Origin of the sequence: Rossellomorea vietnamensis, assembly GCF_008180415.1 — a bacterium.
GTDB classification, from domain to species: Bacteria; Bacillota; Bacilli; order Bacillales; family Bacillaceae_B; genus Rossellomorea; species Rossellomorea vietnamensis_C.
Window position 1 is genome coordinate 683663 of record NZ_VTEI01000002.1, and the last position, 19900, is coordinate 703562.

Here is a 19900-nt window from a genome sequence, read left to right on the forward strand (position 1 = left end):
ACTATTGTGTACTATATAGAAGGGCCTGTCTGAAAATCACACAGCATATGATTTGCTAAATACGTCTGAAGTCTTTAAAATTAAGTACTTGTATAGAGTGTTTTTGAGAAAAAGTACAGCATATAATAGACTTTTCGCATAGAAGATATCTTGATCAGAATAATAAATGGTCCTTTCTTGCGGAATAGTTATTTTAATAGGAAAAAGTGAGGTCTTAGCAGTGAAACATAATGATACGCCATCAACTTTATTAATGATTTTCGGAGCAACTGGAGATTTGGCTAAAAGGAAGCTTTTTCCTTCTCTGTATCACCTCTTTAGAAAAGGAAAAATCGCTAAAAACTTCGCCGTTATAGGTGTGGCACGACGCGAGCTTTCTAATGAGGAATTCCAGGCACATGTTAAGGAATCGGTCCTGAAATCCATCGGCAAAGATGAGAACATCGAAGAATTCGTCTCTCATTTTTATTATCAGTCCAATGACGTGGCCGACAGTAATTCATACATAGAGTTAAATAAGCTGGCTGTACAATTGGATGAACAGTACGAATTGCAAGGAAATCGAATTTTCTATCTAGCAATGGCACCGGAGTTCTTCGGCACCATCACAGACCATTTGAAACAAGACGGCTTAACGGACACGCAAGGATTCAAGCGCCTGGTGATAGAAAAACCATTCGGGCATGACCTTGCTTCTGCAGAAGTCCTGAACAATCAAATTCGTGCAGCGTTCTCAGAGAAAGAAATCTACCGTATTGACCATTACCTTGGAAAAGAAATGGTTCAAAACATCGAAGTCATCCGTTTTGCAAATGCCCTTTTTGAACCTTTATGGAACAGCCGCTTCATTTCGAACATCCAGGTGACTTCCAGTGAGGAACTGGGCGTCGAGGACCGCGGCCGGTACTATGAAAAGAGCGGAGCCTTAAGGGATATGGTCCAGAACCATATGATGCAGATGGTCGCTCTTCTGGCAATGGAACCGCCGATCAAATTGACGACAGATGAAATCAGAAGCGAAAAGGTCAAGGTGCTTAGAGCCCTTCGCCCGATGAAGCAGGAAGAAGTGAAAGATTATTTTGTCAGGGGACAATACGATGCTGGATTCATCAACAATGCAGAAGTTCCTGGGTACCGTGCAGGAAGCAATGTTGATCCTGAGTCCAATACAGAAACATTTGTCGCCGGAAAACTGATGATCGATAACTTCCGCTGGGCAGGCATGCCATTCTATATCCGCACGGGAAAAAGAATGAAAGCCAAGTCGACCAAGATAGTCATCCAGTTCAAGGATATTCCGATGAACCTTTATTACAATACCGATAAACAGCTGTCGCCGAACCTTTTGGTCATTCATATCCAGCCCGAAGAAGGAATCACCCTTCACTTGAATGCCAAGAAAACCGGCCAGAACATTGAGACTACACCGGTCAAACTTAACTTTGTAAACAATGGAGTCGACGGCATGAACACGCCAGAAGCTTACGAAAAGCTTCTGCATGACTGCATGCGCGGCGACGCAACGAACTTTACACACTGGGATGAAGTGAAACTTTCCTGGGCATTTACGGATACCATATCTAATGTTTGGGAAAACACAACTGAAGAAGAATTCCCTAACTATGAATCAGGAACAATGGGGCCCTTAGCCGCAGACAAACTGCTGGCACAGGATGGATTCTTCTGGTGGCCATTCTCTGAACTCGAAGTCGACGACTGTTAATATTTCTTGAAAGGATGATGCACAATGAAAATTTATGACATTACTGCACCGATTTTTAACGGAATGCCGGTATATAAGAACAAGCCGGAAAAACAGCCGCAAATCAATACAAATACAAACGGACATGTGACCGAGTCAAGGATCTCCATGGATGTTCATACAGGAACCCATGTGGACGCCCCTCTTCATATGATCAATGACGGAGAAACAATCGAAACAATTGATATCCAGCAGCTTGTCCGACCTGTTAAAGTACTGGACCTGACCTCTGTCGAAGAAAAGATCACCAAGAAAGATATCGAAAACTATGATATCCAGGAAAATGATTTCCTTCTTTTTAAAACAAAGAACTCCTGGGATACAGAGTTTAACTTTGAATTCATCTATGTAGCAGAAGACGCAGCCGCATACTTGAAGGAAAAGAAAGTGGCCGGAACGGGAATCGATTCTCTTGGCATCGAAAGAGCCCAGGAAGGACATCCGACTCACAGAACCCTGATGGGCAGCCGTATCATCATCATGGAAGGCCTTCAGTTGAAAGACATTGAAGAAGGCTCCTACTTCATGGTAGCTGCACCATTAAAAATTGAAGGCACGGATGCATCGCCTGCACGTGTTATTTTGATGGATGAATTGATCGGATAACAAAATATTTATAGTAAAAAGACTCGTCAGATATTCTGGCGAGTCTTTTTTACATCATCTCGATTCTACTTAAACATAGCTGATCTCGTTGTCCCTGCACCATTCAATGGCAATTTGTTTAAACTTTTCTGTTCTGAAGGAGTACCATTGGTCATTCAAACCCCACTCGGCGATTGTATCCTTGAACCTTCTGAAAGCGCCGCTCCCTCTAATCGTTCTTAAAAGATCATTTTTTTGTTCTTCATTGGAAATAGAGAGACAAAAATCTTCCATGATGTCGTATTCATTGATATCAAACTTGGTTGGAAGTTCCCTGTAATCTTCAAAGTTCTCGACCACTTCCATAGCTTCCATCCGCTGTTCCTGCTGCCACTGGGGCAGGTGATCAAATGGCTCTTCGTCTTCAGCTGCAGCCAGTTCATCTGATGAAACGGAAACTACTTTTCCTGTTTTTATATTCAATAAATTCCTCCATTCGTCAATCTGGAATTCCATATGTTCAACTATATCCTCAATTTTTGCTTTAGCCTTCATCAAGATCACCTCTTTTTTTCTTCTATGATAACAATCTTTCTGTTTTGGATAAATGCTGCATTTATAAGTTCTTGAATAGTTTCCCTTCCGGCCATCGTAAATTGTTTGATTATCTCCTCACTAAAAGAGCCCGAATACCCGCAGCAGCCAAAATGATGAGGAGCAGCGCCACAAAAGTATAAAAATTAAAGAAAATTGAATTAGAATAAGTATTTATAAGATCAACCTGCGACACATTTTCAAACGATGGGTTCTGCTCCACTATCAGCAAGCGGAGTTCAGCAGCTTTTTTGATTGAGACAGCCAAAATTAAGCCAATTACGGCACAACTGATGATAGTTAAGTTTTTTACTGACTTTGTTGTCACAGATGCAATCAACTTGTTGAAAAGCCAATAACTGCCGTAAATGAATATAAGGAGAAAAGGAGATAAAACCACGAAAGGAAAAAGACCAGGGTTGCCGTTTCCTCCTCCCAATCCGCTTTCAGTCAATAAAGGTTCGGTCAGGTTATTTCCTAAGATATACATCATTATTGTCGCCAACACACTGATAAAATATATACCGAGATAAATCACCCTCAAATTAGATCCCCCGCTTTTCAAAAGCTCACCTGCATAATTTAGATGACTAATAGTTTGATGCGCTCCCAATGAATACAGTCCTTCTCATTCAGAAAGTATGGATTATGGGTTCACGCCTGGATGCGTCCTCTCAGATACTATTCTTATTCTTTTCAAGTTTTTTCTTATAATTGAGGTCGATAACAATATCTCCGACCCCCATTGCGATGAGTCCATTCAGCAAAGCAAAAAGCGGAATGACAACTCCTCCTCCGCCATCCAAGATTAAATTCATAACCATTAATACAATACTAAAAAAGACAAAAGCTATACCCAATACATATAATATTTGACCTACAAGCAATTTTCTCCTCTCCTTTAAAAAAATGAAATGATCCTTTCTAATGAGATAGCTGAAGGAGGGAGATATAGATTCAGCTCCCTCTTTAATAAAAGTCTATTTCCATTTTATTTTATCACCGAATAAAAACAAGTGTCAGTCAGCTTGCTGCCATCCGCGGATAGGTCATCATTTCTCAGCGTGCCCTCAAATGCAAAACCAAGTTTCTCAGGAATAGAACGGCTTTTGAGGTTGGTTGATTCACATCTGATTTCAATTCTCCTGAATCCGATATGATTTAATCCTAAGTCCGCTATGCCCTTTACAGCTTCGGTCATATATCCATTACCACTGAACTTAGTGTTAATCCAATAACCGATTTCACATTTAGGAATGTCCCAGTCAATCCCCTGGAGACTGGTGGTTCCGATGAATTCATTGGTCTCTTTAAGGAAGATAAGAAAACGAAAGCTATCTCTTTGCAGAAATTTAATATGAGCATTTCTCAAGTTAACCTCTGTTTCCTCAACAGCTGGAATTTCCTGCGCGAATGGAAGCCAGGCTTTTAGCTCAGGAAAAGATTCTCTGATTGCCCGGTTAACAACTTCACCATCCCCGGTTTGGCGGGGTGCCCGAAGAAGCAGTCTCTCTATTTCAATTTGTAAAGGAACATCTAATAATATTGGATTCATAGAACTCACCTTTCTGAAATACTAGTTTATAGTAAAGCCGGATTATCGTAAAAATTTCTAAATTGATTTACTCTCAATGAGCACAACATCGACTCATTTTTTGGACAATAAAAAAACTCCCACCCCCAAGAAAATGATTCTTGAGGACGAGAGTTATCACTTCGCGGTACCACCTCAGTTTGTTGATATGTCGCCATACCAACCTCTTCAGGTACTGTCATACCCTATCTTCATAACGGAAGAACCCGTCTCGCTATCCCTAATGCGGTTCATTAGATTGGCAAGAAGCTCCGAGGCTTTATTCATCAAGGCGGATATTGCTCCTTTTCAGCGGGAGGGAGCTCTCTGTAAATATCTACTTCCTGACTACTGTTCTCATCAACGCTCGATTATATCGAATTTTCTAAAGATTATATCCTTTATCGTTGCACTTGTCAAAGTCATTTGTGACATCCCTGCTGGTTTTTATTACACACAAATAAAATCTATTAATTATCTATTATCTATCATTCCTAAGATTTTTCCCCTCAACCTCTTAGAGCGATATTCACTTCGCTGAACTTTCTCCACCTTTGCCCAGCCATTAAGGTAACGAATATCAGGGTCCTCTTCTATAGCTCTCTTATGTTCTTTATACACTTGCTAGAACCATTCTAAGGATTGAAGCTTTTCAATATTTTTATTGATTTCTTCTTCCGGCATGCCGCGCAGAAACATTTGCATCGCCATACCGATATTGGCAAGGATTTCAATGATCACTCTGTCCCAACTCCATCTATAGGTTAATAACAGTTTTCACGAATGAAATCCAGCAAGGTTTCCTTTTGCTTTAACAATTTTCAGCAGCAGCTTTATTTACTACTGCAAACTTAAGTAACTTCCTTCCTGTCACCCCGCCCTTTCAGCATTTTCAGGAGTAGAAACCGCCACTGTAAGATAGCCATAAAATTTAGACAGGGGAAAGATCAGGCTGACTGCAATTAGACAAAGACCGCCTGCAGTAACTGTCCATAATGGCCCAGCAAGAGTGGCAAGCCATCCTCCGAGCAGAAGCCCGCCTAGCAGGCTTCCATTAAAGCAGGTTGTCAGGATTCCGGAGATCCTCCCGAGAAGTTCTTCCGGCACTCCCTGCATCAGCATGCTGTTCAAAGGGATATTGATGAATGGATTAGCGGCTCCGATCAAGCTCATCCATATATAGAGGGAAACAAGCGGGACCATTGTATGTAAGTCATACACAGGAATCACTACTGCCGCTAATAGTCCTGAAAAACCAAAAGAATACATGATAAGCGCCTTATTGCTGACCTTTTTCATAAGGAGTGGAACAGCAAGGGCACCAAGAATGCCAAAAGCCCCTTCAAGAGATTCCATCATACCGAAATGCACCTGGCTGACTTCAAACACATTGAGGATAATCGCGTACACATTGGCGCTTACAATACTCAGCACGAAAACAGCGGAGGTAAGAAGGATGAATATTCCTGTGATAAACCGGTTACTGGTTACTGACTGAAGTCCCTGCTTCAGGGATATCAGATAAGAGATCCCCGCCTCTTGATGACTTTTCTCTTCTTCTCTATTATCCAGCTTCAACCTCAGCAGAAACAAGGCCGATATGAGAAAAGTAGCTGCATCCAATATGAAAATCAGTGAAATATGGTCAATCAGCAAAAGAAATCCTCCAATGGAAGGAGCGATGATCATCATCATCATGTAGGTGGATTGAGAAAGGCTCACAGCTGCCGGTATCTCATCCTTTCTCATAATGGTCGGTATGACAGCGGACTTCGCTGGTTCAAAGAAGACAGCCCCGATTCCCTGCATAAATATCAGGAAGAGCAGCAGCGTGATGGATGACTGGCCGGCGATCATTAATAGAACAATCACAAACCGGTATAAATCGGCACCGATCATCATTCTCTTTCTTGAGAACCGATCAACCAATGGGCCAACGAGTGTACCGAACAACATTCCAGGAAGGTGACGGGCAATAAGAATGTAACCAAACACCATGGGATTGCTGGTCAACTCGGAAGCCAGAAATAATATTAACAAATGAGAAATTCCATCTCCTAATTCAGAGATCACCTGAGCAGACCATAATCGACGATAAGAACGGTTTTTGAGTAATTGGAACAAAGACATTCCCTCCATTAATTAAATATATTTTGTAAACGTGTATGTTAAAATTAATTTTAACGCCTTTAATATTTTTCAGCGTAATAATCTGATAAAATAGATAGAGCAAAACAAAGTGAGAGGTGATTGGCTTGAAGATTGATAATCTGGAAGTGGCTAAAGCCATTTTTGACCCGAAGCTGGAAAGGATTATTACTAGCGTAAAATTCAGCAGCAAAACAGTAAAAGAGATTGCATCAGAACTGGATGAAAAGCAATCACGCCTCTATTATCCAATCCAAAAGCTGCAGAATCTTGGTTTGATCATGGTGGTAGAGGAAAGAAAGGTAGGAAATATACTCGAGAAGTACTATTCCTCCAAGCATCTTTATGAAGATGACATTGCCTACAGTTTCGAAGGCGAATTTGCCATGGAACACAGGGAGTTTCTGATCTCCAAGATGATGTTCAGTTTAAATAAGGGATTCAATGTATTAAAGAATGATTTAGAAGGTGATCCGGCAAGGCAGGAGAGCAATGCGATGTATACGGAATACGGTTTGGAACTTACCCCTGAAGAATGGCAGCACCTGAATGATGAAGTGAGGAAGCTGGTGGATAAACGAGAGGGGAAGAACGAAAAAAAAGAAGGCGTAAAACCTTATAAAATGATTCTCTTTTCTTATAAAGATGAGGAGAATTATTAAAGAAAGCTCTCCAGTAAGACGAGGGCACTGAAAAGAGTTCACAAAGTAGTAAAAGCAGAACCGTTAACTCCAAAGAGCGGTTCTGCCTTTCATTTTTAAAGTTTTAATGAAAAAGTGTTGATTTCCGTTCCAGTTGCACGACTCCGCGGGGCGGGCGGTGAGCCTCCTCGGCTTCGCCTGTATATAAAGTGGAAGCGCCCCGATCAGGCCCGACAGGCAAATGTTCCGAAGAGAAAAAAGGCGGTCTTCCTTTTATTCTCTTCGGGTTATTTGACCCCGAGGGACTGGGCGCTGGAACTGGATTGGGGGTCTCACCTGTCCCGCTAGTCCCGCAGGAGGTCGCGCACCCTCCACTCTAATCAACCTGGAGAAAAAAATACTATTCACTGCCAAGGGATTACTTTTTAATAGAACCATCGATTTAAGTATGTTGTTTTCAAGGGAAACAACTATCATAGAAGTTCAGTAAGTTATATGGATCTATATGATATAATCCTCCCTTATGACGATAATACGAAGAAATAAATTAATAAATCACTTTTTCCTTTCTTTTCAGGGAGCTTGAGGATAAGTATTTTTCCTATTCTTATGTTCAGATATCGGCATGGATATACATGGTGCCATGGTTATATTTACGGTAAAATATAAAAAGATTTAAAACAAGAAATAAGCCAGCTCTCCTTCCTCTTATAGGAAGAAGGGCCGGCTTTCTCTTGTTTATGGTATCGACAATTTTTCAGTTCCCTCAGTAAGACCTGGAGAGCTTTTCTTGATTATTTGGACATCCACTCTGTATGGAAGATTCCTTCTTTGTCTGTGCGCTCATACGTATGGGCTCCGAAGTAGTCTCTCTGCGCCTGGATAAGGTTGGCAGGAAGAGTTTCTGTGCGGTAGCTGTCATAGTAAGAAAGAGCTGCAGAGAACCCTGGTACCGGGATACCGTTTTGCACTGCTGTTGAGATGACGTCACGAAGAGCATATTGGTAGCTTTCAACGATTTCCTTGAAGTAATCATCAAGAAGCAGGTTGGAAAGATGAGGCTCTTTATCATAGGCATCTTTGATCTTTTGAAGGAATTGGGCACGGATGATACAGCCGCCGCGGAAAATCATCGCGATTTCGCCATAGCTGAGATCCCAGCCGTATTCATCAGAAGCAGCACGCATTTGGGCAAATCCTTGTGCATAAGAACAGATTTTACTCATATAAAGAGCTTTACGGATGGATTCAACCAATTCTTTTTTGTCACCTTCGAATGGTTTCGTTTCCGGTCCGGAAAGGATCTTGCTTGCCTTCACTCTCTCATCTTTGATGCTGGAGATAAAGCGCGCGAAAACGGATTCTGTGATGATTGGAAGAGAAACACCCAGGTCAAGCGCACTTTGGCTTGTCCATTTGCCTGTTCCCTTTTGTCCTGCTTTATCCAAGATCACATCCACCATAGGCTTTCCTGTTTCTTCATCGTACTTGGTGAAGATGTCAGCCGTGATTTCAATCAGGTAACTGTCCAATTCGCCTTTATTCCACTCTGCAAACGTTTCATGCAGTTCTTCAGCACTGAATCCAGCTACGTGTTTCAATAGGAAATAAGATTCCCCGATCAGCTGCATGTCACCATATTCAATTCCGTTATGGACCATTTTCACATAGTGTCCCGCACCGTCCGGCCCGATATATGTGGTACAAGCTTCGCCATCTACTTTTGCAGCAATATCCTTGAAGATTGGCGCAACCAGTTCATACGCTTCTTTCTGGCCGCCCGGCATGATGGATGGACCTGTAAGTGCACCCTCTTCACCACCGGAAACGCCGGTACCGATAAAGTGGATTCCAGATTCACTTAGCTCGTGATTCCGTCTGCGGGTATCCTCGAAGAATGTGTTACCACCGTCAATCAGGATATCCCCTTTATCAAGAAATGGCTTCAGCTGTTCGATTGTGGCATCTGTAGGACCTCCAGCTTTCACCATAAGCAAGATCTTTCTTGGTGTCTCAAGAGACTGTACAAATTCCTCTATGCTGTATGTACCAACGACATTCTTGTCTTTGGACTCTTGAAGCATTTCATCCGTTTTTTCACGAGAACGATTATAAACAGACACTGAATATCCTCTGCTTTCAATATTCCATGCCAGGTTTTTACCCATTACCGCAAGGCCGATCACACCGATTTGTTGTTTCGACATGTTCATACGTCCTTTCATTTGTGTATTTAGTTAAGTAAACAATCTTTATAAATTTAACAAAGACAGCGGGCCCAGTGCAAACAATACACCTCATCCTTATTGTTGCATTAGGCCTGTTAAAATAATCTGGAAAATACTATTCGCTGCCGGTTATTTATCTCTCCGCAAAAAATCCTTATTAAAACTCGTATCATCATGGGGATCCCGCTTCTCCTGTTTCGCCGAGATTCCTTTTTTAATCATATCTTTTCCGTACTTGGTCTGAAGCTTCTCTAATGCAAGGTACAAGGGCTCCTTCTTGGCATGTTCTTCAAACGAGAAGAGATCAAGCTGAAGGGCGGCATCATTCCGCTCCACAAGATCCTGGCCCGTTACTCCCAGTAAACGGAGTGAATTCCCATTCCAGTGCTGAAGAAACAGCGATCTCGCTGCTGTAAAAATTTCCTCCTGAGAGCCGACAGGGTTCTTCATCTTCTTGCTTCTTGTTATGGTCTTTCGATTTTTGAATCTCATCGTAATCATAACCGTTGAGGCGAGTGTCTCTTTCGATTTCATCCTCGATGCCACTTTTGCGGACAGCTGATTCAGCGTATTCAACAATTCCTTTTGGTTGGCAGTATCCCTTGGCAGAGTCGTCGAGTTGCCGACACTTTTAAAATCGTAAACAGAATCAGGATCCACGGGCCTGTCATCCTGCCCGTTGGCTCTCGCTTTCAAGCGGAGTCCATTGATGCCCAGCTGTGCTTTCAGTTGAATTTCGTCTGCTTTAGATAGTTCCCCGATTGTGTTGATCTTCAATGTATATAATTTTTGAGCCGTTTTCTCTCCAATGCCATGCATCTCTTTTACATCAAGCGGCCAAATCTTTCCTGGTAAATCCCTCTTGCGGAGCACCGTGATGCCCATTGGCTTTTTCATATCAGAAGCAGTCTTGGCAAGGAACTTATTGGGTGCAATGCCGATACTTGAAGGCAGGTCCAGCTGGGACAGAATCTGGTTCTGGATGGATTCAGCGATAAATAACGGGCTTCCCAATGTCTGGCTGTCTGTTATATCAACATATCCTTCATCGATCGAAACAGGTTCCACGAGCTCGGAATACTGCCTTAATATCTCAAACATCCCCTGCGACGCAGCACGATATCGGTCAAAATTCGGACGCATGATGATCATCTGGGGACAAAGCTTTTTCGCTTCCCATAAGGTCATCGTGGTCTTGACCCCGAACTTGCGTGCCTCATAACTGCAGGTGACGATAATCCCTCTCCTTTCATCCGGGTTCCCAGCAATCGCCAGAGGTTTTCCCTTTAGTTCAGGATTATAGGCAGCCTCAACAGAAGCGTAGAAACTGTTCATATCGACATGAAGAATGACTCTTCCATTTTTAGGATAGTGAGGATGCATGCAAACCAGCCCTTTTTTTCAGATACTCTCTAGGATGAGCACTCAAGCCCTTTTCCCCTCTCTATTAGTGTACTATATAATTCCTCAGAGCACACGTTCGGGATTCCAATAGACAGCACCGGGAATCCTGGAAGACGTTTGGGATGGACCTCGCAAGCTGAACGCCGCATATGAACACAGAAAAAATAAAAATGATGCACCCGCACCTGAAGCGAAATACATCAAAATGAGAAAATGGCAAAATGATGTACCTAGCACCTAAAGCGAAGTACATCAAAATGTGAAAATGGCAAGATGATGTACCTCGCACCTGAAGCGAAGTACATCAAAATGAGTAAATAACAAGATGATGCCCCCCGCACCTGAAGCGAAGTACACCAAAATGTGAAAATGACAAGATGATGTACCTCGCACCTGAAGCGAAGTACATCAAAATGAGAAAATGGCAAGATGATGCACCCCGCACCTGAAGCGAAGTACATCACAATGAGAAAATAACAAGATGATGTACCCCGCACCTGAAGCGAAGTACACCAAAATGTGAAAATGACAAGATGATGTACCTCGCACCTGAAGCGATGTACATTAAATTGAGAAAATGCCAGATGATGTACCTCGCAGTCTAATCAAAGTACATCAAAATCCCTTTTATCTTCATTTATCAACTCTAGGAGAGACCAGCAGCACCTCACCGAGGCTTTTATTGATGAGTCTTCATATATTCTTGTATTTCCCTGATTCCATCAAGGCTCTCTACAAGAATATCAGGGTCAATCATCGTGATCAGCCTGTCTTCAAGATTGATGACACCAGAGAAGTACTTCGTCCGGGAGTAAGCCATTAATCCCATTTGTGTGATGGCTCCTTCCGGAATATCCAATATTTCCTTTGCTTCATTCACGATAATCCCCAGTGAAAGAATTTCCGACTTCAATACTATCAGTTTTTTATCTGAAGTGGATTCTGTTCTTCCATAAAGGATATTGGCAAAGTCGATGACCGGCACAAGCTCTCCCCTTACCTTCGTGATGCCTAATACATATTGGGGAAGCTGAGGGATCGGTGTAATATTCTCAAGTTTTTCAATTGATATTACATGACCGACCGGAATGGCGTACTCTTCTTTTCCCGCATGAAAGATTATTGCTTTTTTGTTTATATCCATAATGACGCTCCTTTATTGGGTAAGGTTTCCAAGAATTATGTATAGAACTAATTTACCATAAAAATTAATTACTGTAAGGATTAATTAGGAGATTAGAAATACTCTTCTCTTTTTTATCGGCAAAAAAAACAATAATATATAGTGTTTAGCTAAGAGATTTTTCACCTGAGATACCGGCTGGCTTAAAAACCACTCCACTAAAGAACAAAAGCGAAAGCGCCTCGATCAGCCCCGACAGGCAAATGTTCCAAAGAGAAAAAAAGGCGGTCTTTCCTTTTATTCTCTTTGGGTTATTTGACCCAGAGGGGCTAGGTGCTGAAGCTGGACGGAACAAAAGCGCAAGCGCCTTGATCAGCCCCGACAGGCAAATGTTCCAAAGAGAAAAAAAGGCGGGCTTTCCTTTTATTCTCTTTGGGTTATTTGACCCCGAGGGGCTAGGCGCTGGAGCTAGACGTAAATAATATAGCTATACGTTCTCTACAGAGTGTGATTTAATAATTTCCTATACAACAAAAAAGCAGCCTCTGCGTCAATAGACAGGGGCTGCTTCACTTACTATTATTCGCCTGAAACCTCTTGAACGATGGCAACCACCATTTCAGTCAGTTTGGAAAGTTCTTCAACAGACATTCTTTCATTTTTCGTGTGAATCTCTTCATACCCCACAGCAAGGTTGACTGTTGGTACGCCGAAACCGGCAATGACATTAGCATCGCTTCCTCCGCCGCTTGTCAGCAATTCACTCGGACGGCCGATTCGTTGTGCTGCTTTGCGTGCAACTTCCACTACGTGATCGCCTTCCCCGAATTTGAAGCCAGGGTACATAACCGTCACTTCTACTTCAGCGCTTCCGCCCAATTCACTTGCGGCAGATTCGAATGCTTCTTTCATTTTGGCTACTTGAGCTTCCATTTTTTCCGGAACAAGTGAGCGGGCTTCTGCCAGAATATCCACACGGTCGCAAACAATGTTTGTCGCTCCGCCGCCCTCGAAACGGCCGATGTTGGCTGTCGTTTCTTCGTCGATTCTGCCAAGAGGCATTCTGGAGATTGCTTTGGATGCCATGGTGATGGCAGATGCACCTTTTTCAGGAGCAACCCCTGCGTGGGCAGTCTTTCCGTTGATGGTGGCCTTCACTTTAGCCTGTGTTGGTGCAGCAACAATGATGTTGCCGACTTTTCCGTCACTATCCAATGCAAAGCCGTATTTTGCTTTAACTAATGAAGAATCAAGCGCCTTCGCACCAACCAGTCCGGATTCTTCACCAACTGTGATAATGAATTGGATTGTACCGTGTGAAATGTTCTGCTCTTTCAACACCCGCACCATTTCCAGCATCGCAGCAAGGCCCGCTTTATCGTCTGCACCAAGAATGGTCGTACCATCAGAGTACACATATCCATCTTTAACAGAAGGCTTCACGCCCACAGCGGGAACCACAGTATCCATATGGGAGGTGAAGTAGATGGTATCCGCTCCCTCTTTGTTTCCTTGAAGCGTGCAGACCAGGTTTCCTGCACCGTGCCCTGTCTGATCCATAGTGTCATCTTCAAAAACTTCCACCCCGAGGTCCTCGAATTTCTTCGTGAGGACTTTGGCAATTTCCGCTTCATATTTTGTTTCAGAATCGATTTGTACCAGCTCTAAAAATTCATTCAGTAAACGTTCATGATTAATCATACTTTTACCTCCAATTATGTAGTCACTAGATAAGTATATCTTTTATAGTGAAGGTCTACAAATGTTAGAAACCCCGGCGTTATAACGGGATATTTCCGTGCTTCTTCTTCGGGCGTTCTTCTTTCTTATTTCGCATCATTTCAAGGCCCTGAATCAGCTTGATTCGCGTTTCGCGGGGATCAATGACATCATCCACCATTCCCCTCGCTGCAGCGACATAAGGATTCGCAAACTTCTCCCGGTATTCCTCGATCTTCTGCTCCCTGACGGCTTCAGGGTTTTCGCTGTTTTGAATCTCTCTTGCAAATATGATGTTGGCTGCCCCCTGAGGCCCCATTACTGCTATTTCCGCATTCGGCCAGGAGAAAACCAAATCCGCACCGATTGACTTACTGTTTAAAGCTACATAGGCTCCGCCGTATGCTTTACGCAGGATGACTGTCATCTTCGGAACCGTCGCTTCGGAATAGGCGTATAAGATCTTGGCTCCGTGGCGGATGATCCCGCCGTGTTCCTGCTTGATTCCAGGAAAGAATCCGGTAACGTCCTCAAATGTGATCAGCGGAATATTAAAGCTGTCACAAAAACGGATAAAACGGGAGGCCTTATCGGAAGAATCAATGTCTAGTCCCCCGGCCATTACTTTCGGCTGGTTACACACAAGTCCGACTACTTCTCCTTTGATCCGGGCAAGGCCTACGACAATGTTCTTGGCAAATTCCTTTTGCACTTCCATGAAAGACCCTTCATCCACTACCTGTCCGATAACCTTCCTGACATCATAAGGACGAATCGCATCAAATGGAATAAGGTCTGTCAGATCCGGACGATAGTCGTCTTCCTCATCGGTTGCTAACATAGGAGGCTTTTCTTCATTGTTCTGTGGAAGATAGGACAGAAGCTCCCTGACTGATTGCAGAACTTCCCCTTCAGATTCACCCCTGAAATGAGCATTTCCGCTGATTGTATTATGTACCTTCGCCCCTCCGAGATCTTCGGAGCTGATTTTTTCACCCGTTACGGTTTCAATTACCTTCGGCCCCGTGATAAACATCTGGCTGGTTTTATCCACCATGAAGACAAAATCAGTGATGGCCGGGGAGTAGACCGCACCGCCTGCGCATGGTCCCATGATGACCGAAATCTGCGGAATCACCCCTGAGTAGATGGAGTTTCTATAGAAGATGTGGCCATACCCATCCAAAGATACGACTCCTTCCTGGATCCTCGCGCCGCCGGAATCATTCAGCCCGATGAACGGCGCTCCATTTTTCACAGCCAGGTCCATGACGTGTGCAATCTTCTTCGCATGCATCTCACCAAGTGCACCGCCGAAAACGGTAAAATCCTGGGAGAATAAGTAGATCGGCCTTCCGTTCACTTTTCCGTACCCGGTTACCACTCCATCTCCCGGACCCTTCATCCCATCGAGGCCAAAGTCTGTGCTTCTGTGTTCAATGAACGGATTCAGTTCGACAAATGAGCCTTTATCCACAAGAATGTCGATGCGCTCCCTGGCCGTCAGCTTCCCTTTCTCATGCTGCTTATCTATTCGTTCATCTCCTCCGCCAAGTTGAACCTCTCTGCGGCGGTCATATAATTCATTGATTTTTTCGTAGATATCCATTCTTTCTTACTCCCCCTTGATGTTGGTCTTGTCGCAAAGTTCGTATAAAACGCCGTGAGCCGACTTTGGATGCAAGAATGCGACCTCCGCACCTCCTGCACCAGGCTTAGGCTGTTCGTGGATCATTCTGACCCCTTTTTCCTGCAGTTCCTGAATTCTCTCCTGGATGCCGGCTACTCCGAATGCCACATGGTGGATGCCTTCCCCTTTTTTCGAAAGGAAAGAGGCAATCGCACTTGATTCATCCAGAGGTTCCAGCAGTTCCAGTTTTATATTTCCTCCATCTATAAAAGCTACCTTCACTTTTTCAGATTGAACTTCTTCAATTTCGAGCAGAGAAAGCCCCAGTGTTTCTGTATAAAAAGGCAATACTTTCTCTATAGATTGGACAGCTATCCCAATATGATCGACTTTTTTCATGAATATCTCCCCCTTCATTAAGAAGCTTAACATGTAATAAATTCGATAAAGTAATTCAAATTCCTTCAAAGAAACCAAATTTCCGAAAGCGGTTTCAGCTTAAACAGGGGTTGTCAATCTGAGCTAGTGAGGATAAAATAAGGGAGAAAAAGATTTTCACTGCGGGAGTTGAAAAAAATGAGCAACAAAAAACTTCAAAAAACAGTTGTCTATGTAATGTTATTCGCTATGATCACTTCAACTATCATGATGGGACTATCCATGTTCTTATAAAAATACTAAAAAAGAGGTGTTTCCCTTATTGGGATGCACCTCTTCTTCTTATAAAAAATGGAATAATTAAGGTTTGAAGAATTATTGGCTTGTCCACATGAATTCGTATGACTTTCTCACCAACGGCTTTCAAAAGCAAGAATCTTCTTGATTAAAGCAAAAAATCATATCCCTAATTGAATAACTAGTGTTAAAAATAACGGAATTTTTCCCCCTATTCACAAATTTGAGTTCCCTTTGGCAGGAAATAAGGGAAGTTTTTCCCCTTATATGTAGCAGAATCACCTATTTTTTTCGTTTTTAAGTCAATAAGGGGAATATCTCCCTCTATTTTAGCTATTTTCGGCGCTAAAAACTTTATTAAGGGGAATTTTCCCCTCTATTTATTAGAATAGTATTAAGCATTAAGAGCAGCTCTCACTGTTCCTGACTCTCAAGTCAGCATCTTTGCATCAATCGGTTGAGAAAATAGAACCATGATCGACTGGTAGAGGTTTTCGAGAAAAATAGGGACTTTCCTTTTAGCCCCGAGGAGCCAGGTGCAGGAACTAGACACATCTAATCCCGGAGCCTGCCTCTGCAGTGTTTATACCTCCTCAAACTAACATTCCTCACTACCTCATCGCACCATATTCTCTGGCCAACTCTTCAAAAGATCTTCCGCTCTTGACTATCAGCACCTTTGTACCTGATGGAACTTTGTCAAAGAGTGCCTCTACCTCGGCATTATGCATCCTGATACAGCCATTTGAAATATATTTGCCGATACTGTCAGGACGGTTGGTTCCGTGAATTCCGTATATCCTGCCATCCGTCCCCTCTGCATCAAAGCCCATCCACCTTGTTCCGAGCGGGTTATCAGCATCTCCTCCAGGTATATCCAATTTTCGATAGTAAGGGTTTTCAGCTTTTACAATAATGGTGAAAAGCCCCTGGGGTGTAAGCTCATCTGTCTTTCCTGTTGCGGCATTATACCGTTCACGGATCTGCTCACCCTGTATATAGGCAATCTCATTGGTTTGTTTATTGACAATCAAAAATGGATCTCCAGGCAGCGGATTTTTGCCAAGAGGCCAGATAGGGGAAACAATCAGTAAAATAGAAAGAAGCAAACGCAATTCCTTCACACCCTCTCAAGGATTAGTAAGAATTAGTTTGCTTCTTCTGTGTTCATCTCATTCTCTTTGTTAGGCCTGATCCCTTTAAAGGAACTTTTGATCAGAAGATAATCTTCCATTTCTTTCAGGAACTGAAAGAGAGCTGCTCTTGCTTCAAACTCTTCCCTTGTTTGGGGAAGCTCCATTTCTTCAAATTTCACTCTCATATCATACAGCTTCTTTAGATATAATAAAGCGGTATTTCCAGGATGGATATGTTCACTTAATTCTTCCATAAAATCAGCCACCATTTTAGACTGTTCCACCTTGAAGGAAATAGAAGTCACAAGAGGAAGGAGCCGCTGCAGGATATTAAATTGCTTCTCTCTCATCTTAAAGTATAGATAATAGAGATTCTCATGGCGAAGAAAATGGTTTTCAACATCTTTGAAAGCCAGCGTTTTGGCTTCATTTATAAGGTCTTCCACCTCCGTGATTTCCTTGCCCGCCCAGCCTCTGTCTTCATTGGTTCTTAGATACCGGACAATTTCTGTGAAAATGCGGTGAAAATTTTCTTCGACCTGTTCCTGGTAAGCGATCAGCTTGCTTTCCACACTTGGCATATACAAGTTGGCCAGAAGCGCGATCCCGATTCCGATGGCAATAATGCCAAGTTCATTCAAAATCAAATCCGTTGTGACGTTTTGAGCTGAGTACACATGAAGGATGATGACACTGCTTGTGACAATGCCTTGAGTGATTTTCAGCATGACGGTAGTCGGAATGAAGAATAAGAGAAGTAGTCCAATGACAACCGGATGATACATGATCAGTTCAAACAAAACAGAGGCAAAAGCCATTGCCAAGATACACGCCAGGAACCTGCTCCAGGCGGCTTTCAGGGATTTTTTCTTGGTATCCTGTATACACAATATGGTGAGAATTCCTGCAGAAGCAAAATTCTCGAGCCCAAACCACTGGGCAACCATGATGGCGACCGCTGTGCCAACAGCAGTCTTGGCTGTACGATATCCTATACGAAACATAAACTGCAGCTCCTGAACTAGTTTCTTTTCTTATGTAGTGTTGCCTAATTAACCTTTAATTAAATTGTATTCCCGTTGAAAAGAAAGATTGAAAAAGAAAAAAGAGTGACAGAATCACTCTTTTTTCAGCTTAAACTTCTTCGCAATACTCGTCGAAGTAGCCTTGCAGCTTATTGACAACCGACATAGGATCATGGCCTTCAATTTCATGGCGCTCGACCATCGTCAAAATCTCTCCATCCTTAAGCAGCGCGAAAGAAGGGGAAGACGGCGGGTACCCTGTGAAGTAGCTGCGTGCTTTCGCAGTCGCTTCTTTATCCTGTCCCGCAAAAACAGTTACAAGGTTATCAGGGCGTTTATCATAATGTACAGCATGTGCCGCTGCCGGACGGGCAATACCGCCGGCACAGCCGCATACAGAATTGATCATAACCAGAGTTGTACCTTTTTGGGTAAGCGTCCCTTCCACTTCCTCTGCAGAAGTCAGTTGTTTATATCCTGAAATTTCCATCTCTTGACGCGCCTGTCGGACAACGTCATTCATGAATAAATCGAAATCCATTTCCATGTGTTGCACTCTCCTTTATCCTAAAGTAGCATCTTCTGTAAATGCTAGTCATACAGTATCTATATCATATCAATTTTACCCGTCCCTAATCAATCAAATAATCTTTTTTATTTCCTTCAATCTTTCTTCAAAAAAAATATTCAAAGATAGGTTTAGTACCCTGCATGCCGGGTACTATAAAGATACATCTAGATCCATACCCCTAAACTCCCTAGATGATGGATAGCTCATACAGGAGCTATCCTCTTTTTTTTGCCCGCCTCCACTCTCTCAATTCACCTTCAAAATATACTTATCTGCCACCCTATTATGATTAACGTTAAAGTATAATAGTAAGAAACAGCGGGATAGACGGCCAGCTAATAGCATAATGAATACTCCCGGCTTAAAATAGAAAAATGTAAATCAGGAGGAATAGGATGAAGACAGCTTTACTAGTCATAGATGTTCAACGCGCTATGTTTACAATGGATCCGCCTGTTCATAAAGGGAATGAACTACTTAAAAATATCCAAAAAATGATTTCTTATGCAAGAGATAGAAGTATTCCTCTCATATTCGTTCAACATTCCGGCCCGAATAACAGTCCCCTTGAGAAAAACACGGAAGGATGGGGCCTTCATGACAATTTATCGCCCGCAGCAGAGGATATGATCATACATAAGAAAACGCCTGACAGCTTTTATGAAACCAGCCTGCAGAAATACTTGCGCCAAATGGAAATTGAACACCTGATCATAACCGGCATCCAGACTGAAGCCTGTGTCGATACAGCCTGCAGAATAGGATTCAGCCTTGGCTACAAGATGACCTTGGTTAAGGATGCTCATTCGACTTTCCATAAGGAAACCCTTTCAGCCTCTTCTATCATTGAGCATCATAACGAGGTTTTGCGCTGGTTTGCCGAAACAGTATTGACTGAAGAATTTATATCTTCTTAAGGAGCCTTTTAAGAGACTCTTTTAGAAAACTTTGTTGTTATTTATAAGAATTTTATAAGAGAACACAATATTGCAGTGGAAATATCCTGGTATCCAGGAATGAAAAAAGCTGTTCTCCAGCTTAGAGAGAGAACAACTTAGTTTCCGATGGGATTTTTTGAAAGCAACA

The 19900-nt window shown here is 42.7% G+C and carries 20 protein-coding genes and 1 other annotated feature; of the genes, 6 read left to right on the forward strand and 14 right to left on the reverse strand.

Annotated features, from left to right (window positions below):
• The first annotated feature begins 220 nt into the window (after positions 1–220).
• A complete protein-coding gene (gene zwf, locus FZC78_RS05990) occupies positions 221–1723 on the forward strand; it encodes a glucose-6-phosphate dehydrogenase (RefSeq protein ID WP_187444815.1) in 1503 nt (500 codons plus the stop codon).
• Positions 1724–1747: 24 nt separating this feature from the next.
• On the forward strand, positions 1748–2368 hold the full coding sequence (locus tag FZC78_RS05995) for a cyclase family protein (RefSeq protein WP_148938709.1): 621 nt from the start codon (positions 1748–1750) through the stop codon (positions 2366–2368).
• Between the two features lie 69 nt (positions 2369–2437).
• On the opposite strand, the gene FZC78_RS06000 is transcribed toward FZC78_RS05995, so the two are convergent.
• The 5 genes from FZC78_RS06000 to FZC78_RS06020 form a co-directional block, all read right to left on the reverse strand.
• The gene (locus FZC78_RS06000) at positions 2438–2902 is read right to left on the reverse strand and encodes a UPF0158 family protein (RefSeq protein WP_148938710.1); all 465 of its coding nucleotides are present in this window, start codon (positions 2900–2902) and stop codon (positions 2438–2440) included.
• 109 nt (positions 2903–3011) lie between these two features.
• Entirely contained in the window at positions 3012–3554 is a 543-nt protein-coding gene (locus FZC78_RS06005; protein WP_148938711.1) for a hypothetical protein, read from the reverse strand.
• Positions 3555–3615: 61 nt separating this feature from the next.
• Positions 3616–3828, reverse strand: coding sequence for a hypothetical protein (locus tag FZC78_RS06010; RefSeq protein ID WP_148938712.1), 213 nt, complete (start codon positions 3826–3828; stop codon positions 3616–3618).
• Between the two features lie 104 nt (positions 3829–3932).
• Complete coding sequence (locus FZC78_RS06015; protein WP_148938713.1) at positions 3933–4496, reverse strand: GNAT family N-acetyltransferase; 564 nt, start codon at positions 4494–4496, stop codon at positions 3933–3935.
• 139 nt (positions 4497–4635) lie between these two features.
• Positions 4636–4887 (reverse strand) — a binding site (T-box leader).
• Positions 4888–5384: 497 nt separating this feature from the next.
• The gene (locus FZC78_RS06020; RefSeq protein ID WP_252183520.1) at positions 5385–6638 is read right to left on the reverse strand and encodes an MFS transporter; all 1254 of its coding nucleotides are present in this window, start codon (positions 6636–6638) and stop codon (positions 5385–5387) included.
• Positions 6639–6760: 122 nt separating this feature from the next.
• Between FZC78_RS06020 and FZC78_RS06025 the strand changes: the two genes are divergently transcribed.
• Complete coding sequence (locus FZC78_RS06025) at positions 6761–7324, forward strand: winged helix-turn-helix domain-containing protein (RefSeq protein ID WP_148938715.1); 564 nt, start codon at positions 6761–6763, stop codon at positions 7322–7324.
• Positions 7325–8097: 773 nt separating this feature from the next.
• Here FZC78_RS06025 and gndA read toward each other — a convergent pair.
• The 3 genes from gndA to FZC78_RS06045 form a co-directional block, all read right to left on the reverse strand.
• On the reverse strand, positions 8098–9510 hold the full coding sequence (gndA, locus tag FZC78_RS06035) for an NADP-dependent phosphogluconate dehydrogenase (protein WP_148938717.1): 1413 nt from the start codon (positions 9508–9510) through the stop codon (positions 8098–8100).
• A 150-nt stretch (positions 9511–9660) separates the two neighbouring features.
• Positions 9661–10914, reverse strand: a complete 1254-nt coding sequence (locus tag FZC78_RS06040; protein ID WP_148938718.1) for a DNA polymerase IV — start codon at positions 10912–10914, stop codon at positions 9661–9663.
• Between the two features lie 700 nt (positions 10915–11614).
• Positions 11615–12079, reverse strand: coding sequence for a chemotaxis protein CheW (locus FZC78_RS06045; RefSeq protein ID WP_148938719.1), 465 nt, complete (start codon positions 12077–12079; stop codon positions 11615–11617).
• Positions 12080–12321: 242 nt separating this feature from the next.
• Between FZC78_RS06045 and FZC78_RS06050 the strand changes: the two genes are divergently transcribed.
• Positions 12322–12540 carry a hypothetical protein gene (locus FZC78_RS06050; protein ID WP_252183521.1) on the forward strand — a complete coding sequence of 73 codons (219 nt, stop codon included), beginning with the start codon at positions 12322–12324 and terminating at the stop codon, positions 12538–12540.
• Between the two features lie 97 nt (positions 12541–12637).
• Here the strand turns inward: FZC78_RS06050 and FZC78_RS06055 are convergent, their stop codons facing one another.
• From FZC78_RS06055 to mce, 3 genes are all read right to left on the reverse strand, one after another.
• The gene (locus FZC78_RS06055; RefSeq protein WP_148938720.1) at positions 12638–13759 is read right to left on the reverse strand and encodes a tripeptidase T; all 1122 of its coding nucleotides are present in this window, start codon (positions 13757–13759) and stop codon (positions 12638–12640) included.
• Between the two features lie 79 nt (positions 13760–13838).
• Positions 13839–15386 carry an acyl-CoA carboxylase subunit beta gene (locus tag FZC78_RS06060; protein ID WP_148938721.1) on the reverse strand — a complete coding sequence of 516 codons (1548 nt, stop codon included), beginning with the start codon at positions 15384–15386 and terminating at the stop codon, positions 13839–13841.
• A gap of 6 nt (positions 15387–15392) precedes the next feature.
• A complete protein-coding gene (gene mce / locus FZC78_RS06065; RefSeq protein WP_148938722.1) occupies positions 15393–15806 on the reverse strand; it encodes a methylmalonyl-CoA epimerase in 414 nt (137 codons plus the stop codon).
• Between the two features lie 177 nt (positions 15807–15983).
• Here mce and prli42 point away from each other — a divergent pair, with 177 nt between their 5' ends.
• Positions 15984–16079, forward strand: a complete 96-nt coding sequence (gene prli42 / locus FZC78_RS06070; RefSeq protein ID WP_148938723.1) for a stressosome-associated protein Prli42 — start codon at positions 15984–15986, stop codon at positions 16077–16079.
• A 614-nt stretch (positions 16080–16693) separates the two neighbouring features.
• On the opposite strand, the gene FZC78_RS06075 is transcribed toward prli42, so the two are convergent.
• From FZC78_RS06075 to FZC78_RS06085, 3 genes are all read right to left on the reverse strand, one after another.
• Entirely contained in the window at positions 16694–17197 is a 504-nt protein-coding gene (locus FZC78_RS06075) for a L,D-transpeptidase (protein ID WP_148938832.1), read from the reverse strand.
• Between the two features lie 32 nt (positions 17198–17229).
• A complete protein-coding gene (locus FZC78_RS06080) occupies positions 17230–18222 on the reverse strand; it encodes an aromatic acid exporter family protein (protein ID WP_148938724.1) in 993 nt (330 codons plus the stop codon).
• Positions 18223–18352: 130 nt separating this feature from the next.
• Positions 18353–18790: a BrxA/BrxB family bacilliredoxin gene (locus FZC78_RS06085; RefSeq protein WP_148938725.1), complete on the reverse strand. Its 438-nt coding sequence runs from the start codon at positions 18788–18790 to the stop codon at positions 18353–18355.
• A gap of 419 nt (positions 18791–19209) precedes the next feature.
• Between FZC78_RS06085 and FZC78_RS06090 the strand changes: the two genes are divergently transcribed.
• The gene (locus FZC78_RS06090; protein WP_148938726.1) at positions 19210–19731 is read left to right on the forward strand and encodes a cysteine hydrolase family protein; all 522 of its coding nucleotides are present in this window, start codon (positions 19210–19212) and stop codon (positions 19729–19731) included.
• The last annotated feature ends 169 nt before the right edge of the window (positions 19732–19900 follow it).

What these genes read in the sequence shown, in the direction of transcription:
- FZC78_RS05995 (WP_148938709.1), top strand. Translation starts at nt 1,748, where the DNA reads ATGAAAATTTATGACATTACTGCACCGATTTTTAACGGAATGCCGGTA.
- FZC78_RS06000 (WP_148938710.1), bottom strand. Translation starts at nt 2,902, where the DNA reads ATGAAGGCTAAAGCAAAAATTGAGGATATAGTTGAACATATGGAATTC.
- FZC78_RS06015 (WP_148938713.1), bottom strand. Translation starts at nt 4,496, where the DNA reads ATGAATCCAATATTATTAGATGTTCCTTTACAAATTGAAATAGAGAGA.
- gndA (WP_148938717.1), bottom strand. Translation starts at nt 9,510, where the DNA reads ATGTCGAAACAACAAATCGGTGTGATCGGCCTTGCGGTAATGGGTAAA.
- FZC78_RS06040 (WP_148938718.1), bottom strand. Translation starts at nt 10,914, where the DNA reads ATGCATCCTCACTATCCTAAAAATGGAAGAGTCATTCTTCATGTCGAT.
- FZC78_RS06045 (WP_148938719.1), bottom strand. Translation starts at nt 12,079, where the DNA reads ATGGATATAAACAAAAAAGCAATAATCTTTCATGCGGGAAAAGAAGAG.
- FZC78_RS06050 (WP_252183521.1), top strand. Translation starts at nt 12,322, where the DNA reads ATGTTCCAAAGAGAAAAAAAGGCGGTCTTTCCTTTTATTCTCTTTGGG.
- FZC78_RS06055 (WP_148938720.1), bottom strand. Translation starts at nt 13,759, where the DNA reads ATGATTAATCATGAACGTTTACTGAATGAATTTTTAGAGCTGGTACAA.
- FZC78_RS06060 (WP_148938721.1), bottom strand. Translation starts at nt 15,386, where the DNA reads ATGGATATCTACGAAAAAATCAATGAATTATATGACCGCCGCAGAGAG.
- mce (WP_148938722.1), bottom strand. Translation starts at nt 15,806, where the DNA reads ATGAAAAAAGTCGATCATATTGGGATAGCTGTCCAATCTATAGAGAAA.
- prli42 (WP_148938723.1), top strand. Translation starts at nt 15,984, where the DNA reads ATGAGCAACAAAAAACTTCAAAAAACAGTTGTCTATGTAATGTTATTC.
- FZC78_RS06080 (WP_148938724.1), bottom strand. Translation starts at nt 18,222, where the DNA reads ATGTTTCGTATAGGATATCGTACAGCCAAGACTGCTGTTGGCACAGCG.
- FZC78_RS06085 (WP_148938725.1), bottom strand. Translation starts at nt 18,790, where the DNA reads ATGGAAATGGATTTCGATTTATTCATGAATGACGTTGTCCGACAGGCG.
- FZC78_RS06090 (WP_148938726.1), top strand. Translation starts at nt 19,210, where the DNA reads ATGAAGACAGCTTTACTAGTCATAGATGTTCAACGCGCTATGTTTACA.